The following is a 21523-nucleotide window of genomic DNA, read 5'->3' as shown; positions in this document are numbered from 1 at the left end:
TGTTTTATTTTTTTGTTTAATCGTTTAACCGTTTAACTGTTTTTTCGATTAAACGATTAAACAAATAAACAATTAAACTTAATTTTTAATAATTTCCTGAATAACCTTTCATAATTCCTCGAGAAGAATTTCTAATAAAATCTAGAATTTCATCTCTTTCAGGAGTCGCTTCCATTTCAGCCTCAATAATACTTAAAGCTTGAGTTGTATTGTAATTCTTTTGGTATAAAATTCTGTAGATTTCCTGAATTTCTCTAATTTTTTCAGTTGTAAATCCTCTTCTTCTTAAACCTACAGAGTTGATTCCAACATAAGACAAAGGCTCTTTTGCTGCTTTTGTAAATGGAGGAACGTCTTTTCTAACCAAAGATCCTCCAGAAATCATAGCATGATCTCCAATATGGATAAACTGGTGAATCGCAGCTAAACCTCCAATTACTGCATGATTACCAACAACTACGTGACCTGCCAATGCAACACCGTTTACAATAATTGCATTATTTCCAATCTCACAGTCGTGCGCAATGTGAGCATACGCCATTACCAAACAATTGTTTCCAATTACAGTCTGACCAGAAGCAATTGTTCCTCTATTTATAGTTACGCATTCTCTAATTGTACAATTATCACCGATAATTGCAAGAGAATCTTCACCTCCGAATTTCAAGTCTTGTGGCACCGCAGAAATTACAGCTCCTGGAAAAATATTACAATTTTTTCCAATTCGAGCACCTTCCATAATGGTCACGTTTGAACCAATCCAAGTACCATCACCAATAACAACATTATTGTGAATTGTTGTAAATGGCTCTATTACAACGTTTTTAGCGATTTTCGCGCCTGGATGAACATATGCTAATGGTTGATTCATCTGTATGTTTTATATTTTTAATTAAAATATTCTAATTTGAAGCAACAAACCTAAACAATAAATTTGATAATTTATTATTGTTTTCTTGCTATTTGTGCCATTAATTCTGCTTCAGTAACTAATTTACCATTTGCATAAGCGTTTGCCTGCATATGACAAATTCCTCTTCTGATAGGAGAAATTAACTCACATTTAAAGATTAAAGTATCACCTGGCAATACTTTGTGCTTAAATTTAACATTATCAATTTTCATGAAGTATGTCAAATAATTTTCAGGATCTGGAACAGTGCTTAACACTAAAATTCCACCTGTTTGTGCCATTGCTTCTACAATTAATACACCTGGCATAACTGGTGCTTCTGGAAAGTGACCTACAAAGAAATTCTCATTCATAGTAACATTTTTCAATCCTACTACGTGACGATCAGACATTTCTATAATTCTGTCAATCAACAAAAATGGAGGTCTGTGAGGAAGCATAGACATGATTTTATGAATATCCATCAATGGTTCTTGATGCAAATCATAAGTAGGAACATGATTTCTCTGCTCTATTTTGATAATTTTCGCCAATTTCTTTGCAAATTGAGTATTTACAAAGTGTCCTGGTTTATTAGCAATAATTTTTCCTTGGATACGAACTCCAATTAAAGACAAATCTCCAATTACGTCAAGCAATTTGTGTCTTGCTGCTTCGTTTGGATAGTGTAAAGTCAAGTTGTCTAAAACCCCGTTTGGCTTTACAGAAATCTCTTCTTTACCGAATGCTTTCTTTAAGTTTGCCATTGTAGACTCAGAAATTTCTTTGTCTACATAAACAATTGCATTATTTAAATCTCCACCTTTAATAAGGCCGTGCTCTAACAATGACTCTAATTCGTGAAGAAAACTAAAAGTTCTAGAGCTTGCAATTTCAGATTTAAAATCTGCTAAGCTTTTAAGAGTAGCGTTTTGAGTACCTAAAACTTTTGTACCAAAATCTACCATAGTTGTCACTTGATATTCATCGCTAGGCATAACAAGAATTTCGCTTCCTGTAGCTTCGTCAGTAAAAGAGATCACTTCTTTTACTACGTACACATTACGTTGCGCATCTTGTTCTTCGATACCAGCATTTTCAATAGCTTCAACAAAATATTTTGATGAACCATCCATAATTGGAAGTTCAGAGGCATTCAATTCAATAATAATATTATCCAAATCGCATCCAACTACTGCAGCCAAAACGTGCTCTGGTGTCTGAATTTTTACACCAAGTTTCTCAAGATTTGTACCTCTTTGAGTATTAACAACATAATTAGCATCAGCCTCAATGACTGGTTGACCTTGCAAATCTACTCTTACAAAAGTGAAACCATTATTAACGGGTGCAGGTTTAAAAGTCATTGTAACTTCTTTTCCAGTGTGTAAACCAACTCCTGTTAGCGAAATTTCATTTTTGATGGTCTTCTGTTTAACCATTATTTCCATTTTTTGGGTTTATTATTTGTTTCTTTAATTCTTCAACTTCAGCCACAATCTTAGGCAGATTTTTAAAATGAACGTACGATTTATTAAAATCCGTATATCCAAGAGATGGAGTTCCTTGCAAAACTTCATCATCTTTAATGTTTCTGGCTACACCCGACTGCGCTTGAAGCCTAACATTATTTCCTATTGTTAAGTGACCTGCAATACCTACCTGTCCACCAATCATACAGTTTTCGCCAATTTTTGTAGAGCCTGCAACACCGCTTTGAGCCGCTATTACAGTATTTTTTCCTATTTCTACATTATGGGCAATCTGAATCTGATTGTCTAATTTAACTCCTTTTCTTATTATTGTAGAACCAAGAGTTGCTCTATCAATTGTAGTATTAGCTCCAATATCTACATTATCTTCAATAATAACATTTCCGATTTGAGGCACTTTACTATATTCTCCATTTTCATTTGGAGCAAAACCAAAACCATCTGCACCTATAATAACACCAGAATGAACTGTGCAATTATTACCAATTACAGTTTCAGAATAAATTTTTGCACCAGCAAAAATGAATACATTATCGCCAATAACAACATTGTCCCCAATAAAGCTATTTGGGTAAATTTTTACATTATTACCTAAAACTACATTTTGCCCAACATAACTAAAACTCCCTAAATATAGATTCTCACCATATTTAGTTCCTTCAGACATGAAAGACTGAGGTTCGATACCGTTCTTGTTTAATTTTACCTGATTATAAAAATGCAAAAGTTTAGAAAACGCCGCATAAGCATCTTCTACTTTTATAAGTGTAGTACTAATTTCCTGTTCAGGAATAAAGCTATCATTAACAATTGTTACTGTCGCTTTTGTAGTATATATATAATTGATATACTTCGGATTAGCCAAAAAAGTAAGAGATCCTTCCTCTCCTTCTTCGATTTTAGAAAGCTTAGAAACTTCTGCATTGGGATTTCCAACAACTTCTCCTTCTAAAATTCCTGCTATTTGTTCTGCTGTAAATTTCATCGCGACAAAAATATAAAAAATAGATTTTAAATGTTAATTTTATATAAGTTGTTTTGGAAAACAGATATAATATTTTGTTACCAATTTAGATAACGATTTCAAATTCAGCTGGTCAGAAGCTTCAACAACATCCTCAATTGTTTTATCTTTTTTCAAAATACGAATAGGTTCTGCTTCTTTGCTGTATGCCTGATTTTTTATTTTTCCTCTAAAAATAAAATATCCAGCATCTACAGCCGAAATTTGATGCGCTTCTGCAAATTCTTCTTTTAAAGATTGTGATTCTTCCATTGGAATTTTTTCTGCACTAAGCTTAATTTTCAACAAATCTCTATTAATGATCATTTTGCTTAAGGTAGAAAGTATAAAATCGTTATGTCTCTGCCAAGCTTTTAACGCACTTATAATATCAAAATCATCTAATTGTGAAAACAAATCTAATTTCTCAGCATCAAAATCTTCAAGTGTAATCTTATTCTGCATGAAGTACATGAGAGGCTCGCTACAAGGTAGTTTAATCCCTTTTAAAGTCAGCTCTTTTGCTCTTTTCAGCACTTTCATTAAAATCAATTCGGCTACTAAACTTGTTTTGTGCAAATAGGCCTGCCAGTACATTAATCTTCTCGAAAGCAGGAATTTCTCGACAGAATAAATTCCTTTTTCTTCAATTACCAAAACATCATTTTCTACGTTCATCATCTGAATCAAACGTTCAGAATTGACGTTACCCTCCGCAACACCTGTATAAAAACTATCACGTTTTAAATAATCCATTCGATCCATATCCAATTGACTCGAAATCAATTGTAACATGAATTTTCTGTGATATTCTCCTTTAAAAACCTGAATTGCCAAACTTAACCTTCCATCAAACTCTTCATTCAGCTGATTCATAAACAATAGCGAAATAGCTTCATGATGCACATCTTCGACAATACTTTTTTCCATTGCATGCGAAAATGGCCCGTGCCCAATATCATGAAGTAAAATTGCAATCAAAAGCGCATTTTCCTCTTCCTCAGAAATAACAACATCTTTGAAACGAAGCGTATCAATAGCTTTCTTCATCAAATGCATGCATCCAAGAGCATGATGAAAACGAGTATGGTTCGCACCAGGGTATACCAAATATGATAATCCCATCTGTGAAATACGGCGTAAACGCTGAAAATAGGGATGCTGAATTAAGTCGTAAACCAGTTCATTCGGAATCGTAATGAAACCATATATAGGATCGTTGAATATTTTTAATTTGTTGATCTGAGTCACAGTCTGGCTATTTTTTTGGTCAACAAATATAAGTAAATAAGTATAAAGAGTTTTGTGTTTTTTATTTAAAAATCACATAATGAATTAGTGTGATTATCAATAAAATACATTTAAAAATGTTAAAATCAAAGTCAAAATCGTTCGTCAACTTTGGTAATTTTATACTATTTTTAATACTTTTTAAGTTCTATAACTTTAAATTGCAGTAAAATTAAATTGATTTATGGATAAGATAAAAATACTTTGGGTCGATGATGAAATCGATCTTCTAAAGCCACACATATTATTTCTAGAAAAAAAGAATTACGAAGTTACAACTTGCAATAATGGCCTTGACGCAATAGCCTTATTTGAAGAAGATAACTTTGATATTGTTTTTCTAGATGAAAACATGCCAGGAATGAGCGGTTTAGAAACGCTTTCTGAAATGAAAGAAAAAAAATCAGCTATTCCGATGATTATGATTACCAAGAGCGAGGAAGAATATATTATGGAAGAAGCCATTGGTTCTAAAATCGCTGATTATCTGATCAAACCCGTAAATCCAAATCAGATTCTTTTGAGTTTAAAGAAAAATCTAGATGATTCTAGATTGATTACAGAAAAAACTACTTTAGATTATCAGAAAGAATTCAGAAAAATCTCAATGGAATTAGCAATGGTTAATTCTTATGAAGACTGGATCGAACTGTATAAAAAATTGCTTTTTTGGGAATTAAAACTAGAAGACATCAACGACACAGCGATGATTGAAATCTTGGAATCTCAGAAAGTAGAAGCGAATTCTCAATTCGGAAAATTCATTGAACGAAACTACGAAGATTGGTTTGCTCCAAAAGCAGATAAACCCATACAATCTAATACTTTATTTAAAGAACTTGTTGTTCCTGAACTTAAAAAGAAAGATAAACCAATTCTTTTTGTGGTTATTGATAACCTTCGTTACGACCAATGGAAAGCTTTTGAAGGCGTAATTTCAAATTATTACAAACTGGAAAAAGAAGTTCCGTACTACTCTATTCTTCCAACTGCCACACAATATGCTAGAAACTCCATTTTCTCTGGTTTAATGCCTTTAGAAATGGAAAAACAGTTTCCTGAATATTGGAAAAATGACGTAGAAGATGGTGGAAAAAACCTTTATGAAGCAGAATTTTTATCGGCTCAATTAAAAAGATTAGGTTTAAATATCAAGGAAGATTATTTTAAAATCACCAATTACGCTGGCGGAAAAAAACTGGCTGAAAACTTCAAAGCCTTAAAAGGAAATGATTTAGTTACTGTAGTTTACAACTTTGTCGACATGCTTTCACACGCTAAAACCGAAATGGAAGTAGTAAAAGAATTGGCTTCAGATGATAAAGCTTATCGTTCTTTAACTTTAAGTTGGTTTAAAAATTCTCCTTTATTAGAAATCATTCAGCAGGCACAACTTTTAGGCTTCAAACTCATTCTAACCACAGACCACGGAACAATAAATGTAAAAAATCCGTCGAAAGTTGTGGGAGATAAAAATACAAGTCTAAATTTGCGTTACAAAACTGGACGCAGTTTAACATACGAGCAAAAAGACGTTTATGTGGTAAAAGAGCCTAAAACAATTGGTTTGCCGGCCATAAACATGAGCAGTTCGTTTATTTTTGCCAAAAATGATTTTTTCTTGGCTTACGTAAACAACTACAATCATTATGTGAGTTACTACAAAAATACGTATCAGCACGGCGGAATTTCCCTAGAAGAAATGATTATACCGTTTTTAGTCTTTAATCCAAAATAAAAGTTATCGTCACGAATTTCACTAATTTTCACTAATTATTTTTAGATAAAAAATAAATTAATTCGTGAAAATTAGTGAAATTCGTGGCAAAAATAAACACAGCAATGAACATCGTTTTTTCATTAGATCAAATTCAAGAAGTTGCAGAGCAAATTATAGCTTCAAATCCTAACAAAATTATCCTTTTTAATGGAGAAATGGGAGTTGGAAAAACAACTTTAATCAAACAGCTATGCAAAAACCTTGGAATTACTGACGCAACTAGCAGCCCTACTTTTTCTTTAGTAAACGAATATCAAATTCCAAACGGAAAAAAAGTCTATCATTTTGACTTTTATAGAATAAAACAAGAAACCGAAGCACTAGATATGGGAGTTGATGATTATCTGTATTCTGGAAATTGGTGTTTTATTGAATGGTCTGAAAAAATTGCAAATTTGATTCCAGAAGAACATTCTACAATAAACATCAAATTACTTTCTGACGGAAAAAGAGAACTAGAATTGGTTTAAAACTTTTAATAGAAGATCTACAACTGAAAAATCTGCTCTTTATTGACAGTTATTATGGTTTCTTAACTTTTGACGTTGAGTATTAGCAGAATTTTTACACTAATTTTAAAACTTTTTACGTAATTTGTACTCTTAATTTTTTGCACTATCCATGTCAATCACGTTAACTCCATTTACAAAACAACAATTAATACCGCAGGAAGAAAAACTTGAGGTTGGTCGTTTTAAAAGAGAACTTTTTATAGGAATCCCTAAAGAAACAAGTTATCAAGAACGTCGTATCTGTCTTACGCCTGATGCAGTCGCTTCTTTAACTTATGAAGGGCATCGCGTTATGATAGAATCTGGCGCTGGAGAGAGTTCAAGTTATACCGACAAAGAATATGCAGATGCTGGTGCAGAAATTACAAAAGACACTAAAAGAGTTTTTGGCTGTCCGTTTCTATTAAAAGTAGAACCGCCAACTTTAACTGAAATCGAAATGATCAATCCCGAAACGGTTATCATTTCGGCTATTCAACTTAAAACCAAAAAGAAAGAATACTTTGAGGCTTTAGCAAAAAAGAAAATCACTGCCTTAGCTTTTGAATATATAAAAGACGAAGACGGTTCTTATCCTGCAGTAAAATCTTTGAGTGAAATTGCAGGAACTGCTTCAATACTTATTGCGGCCGAATTGATGATTACAAACGAATTTGGAAAAGGACTTTTATTTGGAAACATAACTGGCGTTCCTCCTACTGAAGTTGTAATTCTTGGCGCTGGAACTGTGGGCGAATTTGCAGCTAAAACTGCAATTGGCTTAGGAGCTAACGTAAAAGTTTTTGATAATTCAATTACTAAATTGCGTCGTTTGCAAAACAATCTAAATCAAAGAATTTTCACTTCAACTATACAGCAAAAAGGCCTACTAAAAGCATTAAGACGTTGTGATGTTGCGATTGGCGCGATGCGCGGTAAAGAACGCTGTCCGATTGTAGTGAATGAAACAATGGTGGAGCACATGAAAAAAGGTGCCGTAATTGTTGACGTCAGCATAGATACTGGCGGCTGCTTCGAAACCTCGGAAGTTACCACTCATGAAAAACCAACATTTATAAAAAACAATGTTCTGCACTACTGTGTACCAAACATCCCTTCAAGATATTCTAAAACTGCCTCATTATCAATAAGTAACATCTTAACACCTTATCTGCATCAGATAGCCGAAGATGGTGGTATTGAGAGTGCCATTCGTTGCAATAAAGGCCTTAAAAACGGAATTTATCTGTATCACGGAATTCTAACCAATAAAGCAATTGGCGACTGGTTTGATCTTCCAGATAACGATATTAATTTACTTGTATTCTAAGGAAACTTTAGCGTACCTTTGCAAAAATTTTATTTCATGAAGTTCGCATACCGCTTTGCATATTATTTGATTGGTCTCGTAATGGGATGTTTTATTGTATCAGGATTTTTTATCGGAAAAGACACCCGATGCAATTATTTCCCAAATGCCCGAGTTTTAAACAATCTTAGAACAAAACCATTTCAATATTCTGAAAAAGCTGTTCAGACTTTAAGCGAAAAATGGGTTGATACAGCTGATGTCAAAAACACATTAACTTACGGAGATGTAGATTTTGATCAAAGCAATGTTCCTTTCAACAAAGGAAAATTGTATATCATTGAAGGAAAAACAGTAAAAAATCAAGAGATTATTCTAAAAGTGGTGAATTATGAAAACAAAGCCGTTTTAGAAGAAATTGTAAAAAAATAAAAATCAAATCTTTTGTTTCTCGCAGATTTTGCAGATTCAAAAGATTTTTTTTAGAGACAAATATTTCTCGCAAAGACACAAAGTTTTTCCCTTTACCCCTTAGCAACTCAGAATCTTAGCAACTTTTTAAGAAAAACTACCATTCAATTTCTTCTAATCCTTTGGATTTTAAAAAATCATTTGTCTGACTAAAATGTTTGTTTCCAAACCATTTCCCTTGATTTGCGCTCATTGGCGAAGGATGGCCCGATTCTAAAACGTTATGTTTTGACCTGTCAATTTTTGATCCTTTTTTCTGAGCAAAGCCTCCCCATAAAAGAAAAACTACATTTTCCTTCTGATCAGAAATAGCACGAATCACTGCATCTGTAAAAAGATTCCATTTTAAATGTTTATGACTATTTGGACTATCTTTTCTAACTGTCAAAGAAGCATTAAGAAGTAAAACACCTTGTGTAGCCCAATTTTTAAGATTGCCCGAAGTTGGCATAAAGATCGAATCAAAATCCGTAATAATCTCCTTGAATATATTACGTAATGAAGGCGGTATCTTAACATTATCATTTACAGAAAAACTTAAACCATTAGCCTCTCCTTCTCCATGATAAGGATCTTGACCAATAATAACAACCTTTACAGCATCAAAACTACAATTTTCAAAAGCTGAAAAAATTAACTCTGCAGGCGGATAACAAGTATGTGTTTTATATTCAACATCAAGCGCAGCCATTAATTCCTGAAAATACGGTTTCTCTATTTCATCTTTTAAAATACCCTGCCAGTCTTGAGCTAAATTAATTTTCATTTTATAATTTTTATTACAAATAAAGCAAACTTTTATTCAAACTACCAATTATTAGTGCCATTAAGTTTTTAAAACTTTGTAACTTTGAAATCTTTACAACTTACGATATATAATGATATCTATTACAGAAAAAACATTACAGGACTTACAATTTCCAACCGTATTAGAAACCATTTCAGATGGCTGCAATACTGATATCGGAAAAGAAAAGGCTTTACAAATAAAACCATTTAGAGACAAAGAAGAATTAATGCAATCTTTGATGCAGACATCAGAGTATGTATCTTCTTTCCAGAATAATAACGCCATTCCAAATCACGGATTTGACGCCATCACGCACGAAATCAAGTTTCTGGCCATAGAAGACAGTTTTCTTGAAGTTGGAAGTTTTAGAAAAATTGCCAACCTTTCTGCAACAACAAATGTCTTGTTGAATTTCCTTAAGAAGTTTGACGATTATTATCCAAATTTAAATGCAAGGGCTTCACGTGTAGAATTAACTAAAGACATCATTACTGCAATTGATGCAATTGTAGACAAATATGGCGAAATAAAAGACAATGCTTCTCCTGCTCTTTCTGGAATTCGTCAAAATATGAATCTGGTTCGCGGTAAAGTTAATCAAAGCTTTGGTTCGGCTTTAACTCAATACAACGGTTTAGGATATTTAGATGACATTAAAGAAAGTTTCGTTCAAAACCGTAGAGTTTTGGCAGTTTTAGCTATGTATCGTCGTAAGGTAAAAGGTTCTATTTTAGGAAGTTCCAAAACTGGAAGTATTGCTTATATTGAACCAGAAGCAACATTAAAATATTCTAGAGAATTAGCCAACCTGGAATATGAAGAAAAAGAAGAGATTACGAGAATTTTAAAAAATTTATCAAATATCATTCGTCCTTATCTTCCTTTATTAATAGAATATCAAGATTTTTTAAGTGATATTGATGTGGTTGCCGGAAAAGCAAAATATGCAAATCGTATTAACGGAATTCTTCCAGCTATTACAGACGAAAGAAGATTATTCTTTAGAGAAGCGTATCATCCGATTTTGTATCTCAACAATAAACAGAAAAAAGAAGTTACGCATCCGCAGACAATTGAGCTAAAACAAGAAAATAGAATTATTGTAATTTCGGGACCAAACGCTGGTGGAAAAACCATTTCCTTAAAAACAGTTGGATTATTACAATTAATGTTGCAATCTGGAATTTTGATTCCAGTTCACGAAAGAAGTGAAACTTTCTTGTTCGATCGAATATTAACCGATATTGGAGATAATCAATCTATTGAAAATCATTTAAGTACATACAGTTACCGATTAAAAAACATGAATTATTTCTTGAAGAAATGCAACAAGAAAACCATGTTTTTAATTGACGAATTTGGTACAGGTTCTGATCCTGAATTAGGAGGAGCTTTGGCTGAAATTTTCTTAGAAGAATTTTACCATCGAGAAGCTTTCGGAATTATCACAACGCATTATTCTAATTTGAAGATTTTGGCAAACGAATTGCCTTATGCTACAAATGCGAATATGATGTTTGACGAAAAATCTCTTGAACCAATGTATAAATTAGCTTTAGGACAAGCAGGAAGTTCGTTTACTTTTGAAGTCGCTCAAAAAAATGGAATTCCGTTTGGATTAATTAATCGTGCGAAGAAGAAAATTGAAGTTGGAAAAGTTCGTTTTGATAAAACTATCGCGACTCTTCAAAAAGAGCGTTCCAAATTAGAAAAAACTTCTTTAAATTTAAAAGAAGAAGAAACGCGTGCTCGAGAGGAAAGTAAAAAGATGGAAAACATCAATACTAAGATTCAGCAGAAACTAGAAAGCTATCAGGAATTATATGACAGTAATCAAAAAATAATTTACATCGGGCAAAAAATTGATGATATTGCTGAAAAATATTTCAACAATAAAAACAAGAAAGAGCTTATTGGCGAATTTTTGAAAATTGTTGAGATTGAAAATTCTAAACGAAAAAAAGCAACTCCAAAAGAAGTAAAAGCAAAAGTTGAAAAACAAAAAGAGATTATTGCCGAAGTTCAAGTAAAAGTTGAAGAAATTCGAAAAGAGAAAAAAGAGAAGAAACTTAAACCAGTTGTTGAAAAACCAAAACCAATTTTAAAAGTTGGCGACCGAGTAAGAATGCTTGATGGAAGATCTGTTGGAAGTATTGATTCTATCGAAAAAAATAAAGCAACGGTTAATTATGGGATTTTTACTTCGAAAGTAAGTTTGGACGAACTGGAATTGGTTGAGGCTGTTAAAAAATAAAGTTTTCAGTCTTAAAACATGACCAAAAAAGCTAAAAATTAAAATAAAGCGATTTAAGACATAATTTTTAATTATAGATAAAATTACACTTGTATTTTCTAAAAAGCCTGTTAAAGCAATTTATAAGAGCCGTTTTCAATTAACAACCTTTATAGAATTTATTAATTTAATAGATAAAACAAATAATAACGCAATTCCTGTTTTACATTCCTTATTGTATAAAACTTGAAATAAATATTCTAAAATGGAAAGCCTTCCAGAAAATAAAAAAATAGTTCTTTTTGATGGAGTTTGTAATCTATGCAGTTCAGCTGTACAGTTTATTATAAAACATGATCGAAAAGATATTTTTAGATTTGTCGCATTACAATCTGATCTAGGAATTTCGATTTGTAAACACTTAGGAATCAGCTTTTCTAAAATGGACAGCATTATTTTGTATGATCCAAAAACAGCTTACTTTTATAAATCGTCAGCGATTATTGAAATTGCTAAAAATTTTGGCGGTATTTGGAAACTGACTCCTATTTTTAGAATTATACCCATTTTCATAAGTGATAGAATTTATGATTATGTTGCAAAGAACAGATACAATTGGTACGGCAAGAAAGAAAGCTGCATGATACCTACTGCAGAATTGAAATCTAAGTTTCTTTAGAAAATTCCAATTATTTAAATTCCAAATTCCAATTTAGCTCAATATTGTCATTTCTCGTTCCTCGAAATGACAAACAAAACGAAAAAAACCTAATAAAAACAAAAATCCCAAATTCACATCAATTGGAATTTGGGATTTTTTATATTTAAAAATTTCAGACTCTTATCTGATTAATTTTCTGTATTTAATACGTTTTGGAGTTAAGTCATTACCAAGACGTTTCTTTTTGTTTTCTTCGTACTCAGTAAAACTTCCTTCAAAGAAATAAACTTCAGAATCTCCTTCAAAAGCTAAGATGTGTGTACAAATTCTATCTAAGAACCATCTGTCGTGAGAAATAATCACGGCACAACCAGCAAAATTCTCTAGACCTTCTTCAAGTGCACGAAGTGTATTTACGTCAAGGTCGTTCGTAGGCTCATCCAGTAAAAGTACATTTCCTTCTTCTTTCAAAGTCATAGCCAAGTGTAAACGGTTACGTTCTCCACCAGAAAGCATTGAAACTTTTTTGTTCTGCTCACCGCCACCAAAGTTAAAACGAGATAAGTATGCTCTAGAGTTTACTTGCTTACCTCCCATCATAATCAATTCTTGACCGTCTGCAAAATTCTCCCAGATTGATTTATTCGGATCTATGTTCGAGTGAGACTGATCTACGTAAGCAATTTTTACTGTTTCACCAACTGTAAATTCACCGCTATCAGTAGCTTGTTCGCCCATGATCATTTTGAAAATAGTAGATTTACCAGCACCGTTTGGTCCGATAATTCCAACAATACCTGCTTGCGGCAAAGTAAAGTTTAAATTATCATATAACAATTTATCGCCAAATGCTTTAGCAACATTTTTAGCTTCAATAACATTTGTTCCTAAACGAGGACCATTTGGAATGTAAATCTCTAACTTTTCATCCAATTGTTTTTGGTCTTCATTCAATAATTTGTCGTAGTTCTGCAAACGCGCTTTTTGTTTTGTCTGACGACCTTTTGCTCCTTGGCGAACCCACTCCAACTCACGCTCTAAAGTTTTTCTACGTTTAGAAGCCACTTTTTCTTCTTGAGCCAAACGATTAGATTTTTGATCCAACCAAGAAGAATAGTTTCCTTTCCATGGAATACCTTCTCCTCTATCCAACTCTAAAATCCATCCAGCAACGTTATCCAAGAAATAACGGTCGTGCGTTACAGCAATTACAGTTCCTGAATATTGCGCTAAGTGTTGCTCTAACCATAAAACAGACTCAGCATCAAGGTGGTTGGTAGGCTCATCTAACAACAATACATCTGGCTGTTGCAACAGCAAACGACATAAAGCTACACGACGACGCTCACCTCCTGAAAGATTTTTAATTGGTGTGTCTCCTTCTGGAGTACGCAATGCATCCATTGCGATCTCTAATTTTGTATCGATTTCCCAAGCACCAAGAGCATCAATTTTATCTTGTAATGCTGCTTGACGGTCCATCAATTTATCCATTTTATCCTGATCTTCATAGTATTCTGGAAGACCAAACAAATCATTGATTTTATTGTATTCTTCTAAAACTGCCATAGTTTCAGCAGCACCTTCACGCACAATTTCGATAACTGTTTTAGAATCATCAAGAATTGGCTCTTGCTCCAAGTACCCAACTGTATAACCTGGCTGAAAAACTACATCTCCCTGATAATTTTTATCAACTCCTGCAATAATTTTTAAAAGTGAAGATTTTCCAGAACCGTTAAGTCCCAAAATACCAATTTTTGCTCCGTAAAAGAAACTCAAATAAATATTCTTAAGAACTGGTTTGTCTGCTCCTTGATAGGTCTTACTCAATTTCTGCATTGAGAAAATTACTTTCTTATCGTCTGACATTTTTTATATTTTATTTTAATTATTTAATTAGATTTGAGATTACTATTGCTGAGATTTACATTAAACCCTGCCTTTTAAAGCATTGAATACCCAGGCATTTGCAAAAAAACCAACTCCAACAGCACCAAATCCCCAGCCTGAAACATCACTGTACCTAAAGATCCCAAGACCTATAAGCAACAATCCCATTAGCACCATTATTAAAGTGGCCCATCCTAAAATGGTATTTTTATTCATTCCCATAGTTTTATAAATATTTTATTGCAAGTTTTTTAGAAAGGCAAATATCGTGAATTTTAACGGCTTAATTAAAAATTTTATAAAGCATTTCTTTTAACAGATCAGATTGAGGTAAAGCATTAGCTCCCACACCTTTACTCTTAACATCAATATCACGTAAAGCACCAACAATCTGACTTACTTTTCGCATTGGATAATTTTTTACTGCCAAATCATATTCTTTTAAGAAATACGGATTTACCCCAAGTGCTGACGCAACATTTTTAGCGCTTTTATCTTTTAATCCATGATATTTAAGCAACTGAACAAAAAAACCAAAAACCAAACCAGTTGTCATAACCAAAGGATATTCTTTGGGATTATGAGCAAAATTTTCTGCAATCTTATATGCTTTCAATTGATTACGTTCTCCAATTGCTTTTCGTAGTTCGAATACATTATAATCTTTACTAAAACCAATATTCTCTTCAATATGTTCTGCAGTAATCATTGTCCCTTGCGGTAAAATAATCTGCAGTTTCTCAAGTTCGTTATTGATTTTACTCAAATCTGTTCCTAAAAACTCCACTAACATTGCATTAGCTTTTGGATCGATAGTATACTTTTTGCCTGCCAAAACACGCTTAATCCAATCACCTACTTGATTTTCGTATAATTTTTTACTTTCGTAAACTACACCTTTCTGCCCTAGCAGTTTAGTAACTTTTTTTCGTTTGTCTAGCGTTTTATATTTATAGCAAAAAACCAAAACGGTTGTTTGCATCGGGTTTTCTACATAAGACTCAATTTTATCAATTGTTCTGGATAAATCCTGTGCTTCTTTCACGATAACAACCTGACGTTCAGCCATCATTGGATAACGCTTAGCAGTTGAAACAATGTCATCTACAGAAACATCTCTTCCATATAAAACTGTCTGATTAAAACCTTTTTCTTCTTCAGCCAAAACATTCTCCTCAATATACTCTGATAACTTATCTATATAATAAGGTTCTTCACCCATTAAAAAATAGATCGGCTTAATATCTCCAGCTTTTATATCATTAACAATTTTTACTACTTCGTCCATTCAATCTTTTGTTTCAAGTTTAAAGTTTCAAGTTCTGCTTCAAAACTTGAAACTTTAAACTTGAAACCTGAAACTATTTTTTATTTTTGCTTTATGCTTAAACTAAATTTTCCAGCTTACACTTTCCGATTCAAAAATAGCGAAAATAAAGTGTCTATTTTTGATGAAATCAGGAAAAAATTTATAATTCTTACGCCAGAAGAATGGGTTCGTCAACACGTTGTTCATTTTTTAATGCACGAGAAAAAATACCCCAAATCACTCATTAACGTAGAGAAAGTTTTAACTGTCAACGGATTGCGAAAAAGATACGATGTCGTCGTATTTAATCCAGACGGTTCTATACATATATTAGTAGAGTGCAAAGCACCAGAAGTAAAAATATCGCAGGCAACTTTTGATCAAATTGCCCGTTATAACATGACAATGCAGGCACGGTTTTTGAATGTCACAAACGGACTAAACCATTTTTACTGTCAGATGGATTTTGAAAACGAAAGATATGAGTTCTTGAGAAACCTGCCTGACTATAAAGAAAACCATTAATAAAGAATAAATAATAAGTACTTTTGGATAAAATAGCAGTTGTCATTTTAAATTGGAACGGGGTAAAATTGCTGGGGCAGTTTTTACCATCTGTTATTCAATTTTCAGAAGGCGCAACAATTTATGTTGCTGATAATGATTCTACAGATAATTCTGTTGCCTTTGTTACCGAAAATTTCCCTACCGTAAAAATTATAAAGAACTCTGGCAATCATGGTTTTGCAAAAGGCTATAATGATGCCTTAAAACATATTGATGCCGAAATTTATGCTTTAGTAAATTCGGACATTGAAGTTACAGAAAACTGGCTTCAACCCATTCTAGATACTTTCGAAAAAGAAAAACAAACCGCAATTATTCAGCCTAAAATTCTTGATTTTAAGAATAAAGAATATTTTGAATATGCAGGAGCTGCTGGAGGTTTCATTGATAAATATGGCTTTCCCTTCTGCAGAGGAAGAATATTTGATACCGTCGAAAAAGATAACGGACAATATGATGACAACATAGAATTATTCTGGGCTTCAGGAGCTTGTTTCTTTATACGAAAAAACGTCTATCACGAATTAGGAGGTTTTGATGAAAGCTTCTTTGCGCATCAGGAAGAAATTGATTTATGCTGGAGAGCTGCAAACGAGGGACATATTATAAAGTATAATTCTCAATCTCTTGTCTACCACGTTGGCGGCGCAACATTACAGCAAGGAAATCCGAAGAAAACCTATTTGAATTTTAGGAATTCATTATTAATGATGGTTAAAAATCTACCGAAAAGAGGGCTGTTCTGGGTGATTTTCTTCCGCATGGTTCTGGATGGTATTGCAGGCATCCGTTTTCTTACACAAGGCAAGTTTGCACATACTTTTGCCATTTTAAAAGCACATTTTTCATTTTATTGCTTATCTTTAAAATATCTCGGAAAACGAAAAGAATTTCAGATTCAGCAATACTATATAGTGAAAAGCATCGTTTTCCTTTACTATATAAGAAAATTGACCTTATTTAAAGAAATCTTTAACAGTATTCAAAATATTAAAAACTAAATTTGTAATCAAGTCTAATTAAAATTAAATTTATGAGAAAAATAGTTATCGCACTATCAGTATTAATGGCCCTAACATCATGTGTTTCTAAAAAGAAATATGCTGAGTTAGAAGCTAAAAACAAAGAGACTCAAGATTTGTTAAACTCATGTACTGTAAAATTAAATACGTGCTTAGAAGAAAAAGCTGGATTAGCTGCTACAGCTGAAAGCTACAAACAACATAATCAAGATTTAATCAATAGTTCTAAAGATTTAACTATCTTAACTACTAAAGGTGCTGAAAACCTTGAAAAATCTCTTGAAAGTTTAAAAGAAAAAGATTTGAAAATCTCTAGACTTCAAGATGCTTTAACTAAAAAAGACAGTGTAACTTTAGCTTTAGTTACAAGCTTGAAAGGTGCTGTTGGTATCAACGATCCAGACATCGAAATCAATGTTGAAAAAGGAGTTGTATTTATCTCTATCGCTGATAAATTATTATTCAAAAGCGGAAGCTATGAAGTAAGCGACAAAGCAAAAACTGTTTTAGGTAAAGTTGCTAAAGTTGTTAACGACAAACCTGATTTTGAATGTATGGTTGAAGGTCACACTGATAATGTACCATACAAAAGCAACGGAATTATCTTAGACAACTGGGATTTAAGTGTTAAACGTTCTACTTCTATCGTTCGTGTATTAACAAACGATCTTGGTGTTAACCCAGCTAAATTAATTGCTGCTGGTAGAAGCTCTTATGTTCCTTTAGTATCAAATGATACTCCAGAAGACAGAGCTCGCAACAGAAGAACTCGTATCGTAGTTATGCCAAAAATCGATCAATTCTATGATATGATTGAAAAAGAAATGAAAAAACAAGCGAAATAATCCTTGTTTGACATACTATAAAAACAGAAAAAGCAGGTCAATTGACCTGCTTTTATGTATCCTTAATTTTTTTTAATAACCAATTAAATACAAATCAAGAATAGCATTATTTTTAAGTAACTAACTAAATTTTAACATAATAAAGTTACTCATTATTTTTTGTATTTTATGCTTTTAGTGTATTTTTTTACAAAATATCAATATCACCCTTACCTTCTCTTACTATAACTGGCTCATGTTCAGAAAGATCTATAATAGTTGATCCTACATTGTCTCCGTAGCCACCATCTATTACCATGTCTACAAGATGCTGCCATTTTTCAAAAATTAATTCTGGATCAGTAGTGTATTCAATTACATCATCTTCATCGCGTATAGAAGTTGAAACAACCGGATTTCCTAACTGACGAACAATTTCTAGAATGATATTATTATCTGGCACACGAATACCAACCGTTGTTTTCTTTTTAAACTCTTTTGGCAAATTATTGTTCCCTGGCAAAATAAAAGTATAAGGCCCAGGAAGTGCTCTCTTTAAAATTTTAAAAGTTGAAGTATCTATCTGACGTACATAATCTGACAAATTGCTCAAATCATGGCAGATAAAAGAAAATTTAGCTTTATCTAATTTTACTCCTTTTATTTTAGCAATTTTCTCTAAAGCTCTTGAATTGGTAATATCACAGCCCAAACCATAAACAGTATCTGTCGGATAAATTACCAAACCTCCATTCTGAAGCACTTTTACAACTTTTGCAATTGCCGCTTCACTAGGTTTATCTGGGTATATTTTTATAAATTCAGCCATGATTTTTTAGTTTATTTTGTTTCAAGTTTCAAGTTTCAGGTTACTTCTTTTAACGTGAAACCTGAAACCTGAAACATATTTTTTTATCCTACGACATCTAATTTAGCAAATCTTAGCAACAATTTCTTAATTCCGCCCACTTCAAATTTAATTTCTGCTTTTCGGTCTGCTCCAACACCTTCAAGATTAATCACTTCACCTTTTCCAAAGCGTTCGTGCATCACAACATTCCCAACAGTAAGCTTGCTGTCAAATAAATTTGAATTCCCGTTACTTGGAGCGTTTCCAGAAACAGGTTTCAATTTACGAATATTCAAATCCGGTTTAGGCTCACCTTTGGTAATATGAGCTGGAGGAGTTCCGCCAACAGGTTTGTTTAATCTTAGCTTTGATTTATCTACATCCCCAAAAATATCACCATCAATAGGCGATTTATAACGATAATTGGTTTCTGCAGGCGTTAAATATTCTAAATACTGATCTTCAATTTCTTCAATAAAACGAGATGGTTCACTGTCTGTTAGTTTTCCCCAACGATAACGCGATTGTGCATAAGTTAAATACGCCTGATGTTCGGCACGAGTTAACGCTACATAGAATAATCGGCGTTCCTCTTCCAATTCGCTTCTTGTACTCATACTCATCGCACTTGGAAACAAATCCTCTTCCATTCCCACCACAAATACGTGCGGAAACTCCAATCCTTTTGCCAAGTGAATGGTCATCAAAGCAACACGATCTTCATCATTCGTATCTTTATCCAAATCGGTTGCCAAAGCCACATCTTCCATAAATTCAGAAAGTGCTCCTCTAGCGCCGTCAATTTCTCTCTGACCTTCGGTAAAATCTTTAATACCGTTTAAAAGCTCTTCTATATTCTGAATTTTCGCCATTCCTTCAGGAGTAGCATCTTTCTTCAATTCCTGAACCAATCCTGTTTTCTTTGCTACGTGATCCGTCAAATAAAAAGCATCCTGATTCTGATCGATAACCTGAAAACTCTGAATCATCGTTACAAAATCTTTCAATTTATTCTTTGTACCGGCATTCAGCTTCAAATCGATTTTATCAATATTCACCATTACTTCCCAAATCGAACGTTTGTAATGATTTGCTGCAATAGTTAGTTTTTCAACCGTTGTATCTCCAATTCCGCGAGCTGGATAATTGATCACACGAATCAAAGCCTCTTCGTCTTTCGGATTCAGAACCAAACGCAAATAGCATAAAACGTCTTTAATTTCCTTACGCTGATAGAATGACAATCCGCCATAAATCCTATACGGAATATCACGTTTTCTCAACGCATCCTCCATGGCACGTGACTGCGCATTGGTACGGTACAAAATCGCAAAAGAACCGTTATGAAGCTGATGTTGCATTTTCTGCTCAAAAATGGTACTTGCTACAAAACGACCTTCTTCGGCATCTGTCAAACTTCGGTGCACTTTTATTCTTGGACCAAATTCATTGGCCGTCCAAACCACTTTATCCAGTTTGGTTTTGTTATGCTCCATTACTGTATTAGCCGCCTCCACAATGTTACGTGTCGAACGGTAGTTCTGCTCCAAACGATACATTACAACCCCTTCATAATCTTTTTGGAAATTCAGAATATTATTGATATTCGCTCCACGGAAAGCATAAATACTCTGCGCATCATCTCCAACCACACAAATATTTTGGAATTTATCAGACAAAGCCCTAACAATCAAATACTGAGAGTGATTTGTATCTTGGTACTCATCAACCAGAATGTAACGGAAACGATTTTGGTATTTTGCCAAAACCTCTGGAAAACGAGTTAGCAATTCATTGGTTTTCAATAGCAAATCATCAAAATCCATTGCGCCGGCTTTAAAACAGCGCTCCACATATTGCTGATAGATTTCTCCTAACCTAGGCTTTTTAGCCATTGCATCAGCCTCTTGCAATTCAGGATTATTGAAGTATGCTTTTACTGTAATCAAGCTGTTCTTATAACTTGATATACGTCCTAAAACCTGTTTTGGTTTATAAATATCACGATCCAGCTGCATTTCTTTTATAATCGAAGAAATCAATCGCGCCGAATCCTGTGAATCGTAAATGGTAAAATTGGAAGGATATCCTAAAAGTTCTGATTCTGCACGAAGAATACGAGCAAATATCGAGTGGAAAGTTCCCATCCAAAGATTCTTCGCTTCAGAAGCTCCTACAATATCCGAAATTCTGTGCTTCATCTCTCTAGCCGCTTTATTGGTAAAAGTCAGCGACAAAATATTGAATGCATCAATTCCCTGATGCATCAAATAAGCAATTCTAATCGTTAAAACACGGGTTTTTCCCGAACCTGCACCAGCAATAATAATCATTGGCCCGTCTTTTTGTAAAACAGGCGCTCTCTGCGCTTCGTTGAGCTGGTCAATATATTTCTGCATGTAATTTATCTCCTTTTAGGCAAAAATAAGAATTAATACTTTAAATAGCTACTAAGATACTGAGGTTCTAAGATGCTAAGTTTTTTGTTTTTTTGAAGCCAAACAAAAGGCATTTTTTCAGACATCGTTTCCCGCTTTCGGCTTTATCTCTCCGCTCCGCTGCGAGGATATCGCCTCAATCGGGGCTAGAAACAAACATTTTTTTTGAGATGCTAAACCTCTAAGGTTCTAAGATTCTAAATTTTT

General features: G+C 33.3%; 19 protein-coding genes. 9 read left to right on the top strand and 10 right to left on the bottom strand.

Translation table 11 applies throughout. From position 1 onward, the window contains the following. Window positions 1-85: 85 nt before the first annotated feature. From lpxA to RB618_RS15495, 4 genes are all read right to left on the bottom strand, one after another. A complete protein-coding gene (gene lpxA / locus RB618_RS15510; protein ID WP_091497682.1) occupies window positions 86-871 on the bottom strand; it encodes an acyl-ACP--UDP-N-acetylglucosamine O-acyltransferase in 786 nt (261 codons plus the stop codon). Window positions 872-945: 74 nt separating this feature from the next. Then, window positions 946-2334: a bifunctional UDP-3-O-[3-hydroxymyristoyl] N-acetylglucosamine deacetylase/3-hydroxyacyl-ACP dehydratase gene (locus RB618_RS15505; protein WP_274256683.1), complete on the bottom strand. Its 1389-nt coding sequence runs from the start codon at window positions 2332-2334 to the stop codon at window positions 946-948. Beyond that, window positions 2327-3370 carry a UDP-3-O-(3-hydroxymyristoyl)glucosamine N-acyltransferase gene (lpxD, locus tag RB618_RS15500; RefSeq protein ID WP_308069574.1) on the bottom strand — a complete coding sequence of 348 codons (1044 nt, stop codon included), beginning with the start codon at window positions 3368-3370 and terminating at the stop codon, window positions 2327-2329. The genes RB618_RS15505 and lpxD overlap by 8 nt, the downstream gene beginning before the upstream one ends. 39 nt (window positions 3371-3409) lie before the next feature. Further along, complete coding sequence (locus RB618_RS15495; RefSeq protein ID WP_308069573.1) at window positions 3410-4639, bottom strand: HD domain-containing protein; 1230 nt, start codon at window positions 4637-4639, stop codon at window positions 3410-3412. Window positions 4640-4862: 223 nt separating this feature from the next. On the opposite strand from RB618_RS15495, the gene RB618_RS15490 reads away from it, so the two are divergent. The 4 genes from RB618_RS15490 (at window position 4863) to RB618_RS15475 (ending at window position 8690) form a co-directional block, all read left to right on the top strand. Next, the gene (locus tag RB618_RS15490) at window positions 4863-6416 is read left to right on the top strand and encodes a bifunctional response regulator/alkaline phosphatase family protein (protein ID WP_308069572.1); all 1554 of its coding nucleotides are present in this window, start codon (window positions 4863-4865) and stop codon (window positions 6414-6416) included. Between the two features lie 104 nt (window positions 6417-6520). After that, the gene (gene tsaE / locus RB618_RS15485) at window positions 6521-6928 is read left to right on the top strand and encodes a tRNA (adenosine(37)-N6)-threonylcarbamoyltransferase complex ATPase subunit type 1 TsaE (RefSeq protein ID WP_308069571.1); all 408 of its coding nucleotides are present in this window, start codon (window positions 6521-6523) and stop codon (window positions 6926-6928) included. Between the two features lie 151 nt (window positions 6929-7079). After that, window positions 7080-8279 carry an alanine dehydrogenase gene (locus RB618_RS15480; protein WP_008464031.1) on the top strand — a complete coding sequence of 400 codons (1200 nt, stop codon included), beginning with the start codon at window positions 7080-7082 and terminating at the stop codon, window positions 8277-8279. A 36-nt stretch (window positions 8280-8315) separates the two neighbouring features. After that, window positions 8316-8690 carry a DUF4258 domain-containing protein gene (locus tag RB618_RS15475; protein ID WP_308069570.1) on the top strand — a complete coding sequence of 125 codons (375 nt, stop codon included), beginning with the start codon at window positions 8316-8318 and terminating at the stop codon, window positions 8688-8690. 136 nt (window positions 8691-8826) lie between these two features. Here RB618_RS15475 and RB618_RS15470 read toward each other — a convergent pair whose 3' ends face one another. Further along, entirely contained in the window at window positions 8827-9495 is a 669-nt protein-coding gene (locus RB618_RS15470; protein ID WP_308069569.1) for a uracil-DNA glycosylase, read from the bottom strand. Window positions 9496-9607: 112 nt separating this feature from the next. Between RB618_RS15470 and RB618_RS15465 the strand changes: the two genes are divergently transcribed. Both RB618_RS15465 and RB618_RS15460 read left to right on the top strand, forming a co-directional pair. Then, a complete protein-coding gene (locus tag RB618_RS15465) occupies window positions 9608-11773 on the top strand; it encodes a DNA mismatch repair protein MutS (RefSeq protein WP_308069568.1) in 2166 nt (721 codons plus the stop codon). Between the two features lie 244 nt (window positions 11774-12017). Next, the gene (locus RB618_RS15460) at window positions 12018-12431 is read left to right on the top strand and encodes a DCC1-like thiol-disulfide oxidoreductase family protein (RefSeq protein ID WP_308069567.1); all 414 of its coding nucleotides are present in this window, start codon (window positions 12018-12020) and stop codon (window positions 12429-12431) included. Window positions 12432-12593: 162 nt separating this feature from the next. Here RB618_RS15460 and ettA read toward each other — a convergent pair whose 3' ends face one another. The 3 genes from ettA to holA form a co-directional block, all read right to left on the bottom strand. Then, window positions 12594-14285, bottom strand: a complete 1692-nt coding sequence (gene ettA / locus RB618_RS15455) for an energy-dependent translational throttle protein EttA (protein WP_308069566.1) — start codon at window positions 14283-14285, stop codon at window positions 12594-12596. 60 nt (window positions 14286-14345) lie between these two features. Continuing rightward, on the bottom strand, window positions 14346-14528 hold the full coding sequence (locus RB618_RS15450; protein ID WP_008464023.1) for a CAL67264 family membrane protein: 183 nt from the start codon (window positions 14526-14528) through the stop codon (window positions 14346-14348). 61 nt (window positions 14529-14589) lie between these two features. After that, complete coding sequence (gene holA, locus RB618_RS15445) at window positions 14590-15594, bottom strand: DNA polymerase III subunit delta (protein ID WP_308069565.1); 1005 nt, start codon at window positions 15592-15594, stop codon at window positions 14590-14592. Between the two features lie 93 nt (window positions 15595-15687). On the opposite strand from holA, the gene RB618_RS15440 reads away from it, so the two are divergent. The 3 genes from RB618_RS15440 to RB618_RS15430 are packed head-to-tail and all read left to right on the top strand — an operon-like array spanning window position 15688 to window position 18049. Continuing rightward, a complete protein-coding gene (locus RB618_RS15440) occupies window positions 15688-16140 on the top strand; it encodes a type I restriction enzyme HsdR N-terminal domain-containing protein (protein WP_308069564.1) in 453 nt (150 codons plus the stop codon). 23 nt (window positions 16141-16163) lie between these two features. Next, complete coding sequence (locus tag RB618_RS15435) at window positions 16164-17183, top strand: glycosyltransferase (RefSeq protein ID WP_308069563.1); 1020 nt, start codon at window positions 16164-16166, stop codon at window positions 17181-17183. A 32-nt stretch (window positions 17184-17215) separates the two neighbouring features. Beyond that, window positions 17216-18049 (top strand): flagellar motor protein MotB, encoded by an 834-nt coding sequence (locus RB618_RS15430; protein WP_308069562.1) that lies wholly within the window; start codon window positions 17216-17218, stop codon window positions 18047-18049. Between the two features lie 187 nt (window positions 18050-18236). On the opposite strand, the gene RB618_RS15425 is transcribed toward RB618_RS15430, so the two are convergent. Together RB618_RS15425 and RB618_RS15420 are read right to left on the bottom strand one after the other, a co-directional pair. Further along, window positions 18237-18857, bottom strand: coding sequence for an L-threonylcarbamoyladenylate synthase (locus tag RB618_RS15425; protein ID WP_111378213.1), 621 nt, complete (start codon window positions 18855-18857; stop codon window positions 18237-18239). Between the two features lie 83 nt (window positions 18858-18940). Next, window positions 18941-21277 (bottom strand): ATP-dependent helicase, encoded by a 2337-nt coding sequence (locus RB618_RS15420; RefSeq protein WP_111378090.1) that lies wholly within the window; start codon window positions 21275-21277, stop codon window positions 18941-18943. Between the last annotated feature and the right edge of the window lie 246 nt (window positions 21278-21523).

Source organism: Flavobacterium sp. LHD-85, assembly GCF_030929595.1.
Classification (GTDB): domain Bacteria; phylum Bacteroidota; class Bacteroidia; order Flavobacteriales; family Flavobacteriaceae; genus Flavobacterium.
Note: the sequence above shows the minus strand (reverse complement) of the source record. Positions and strands in the feature narration are given on the sequence as shown.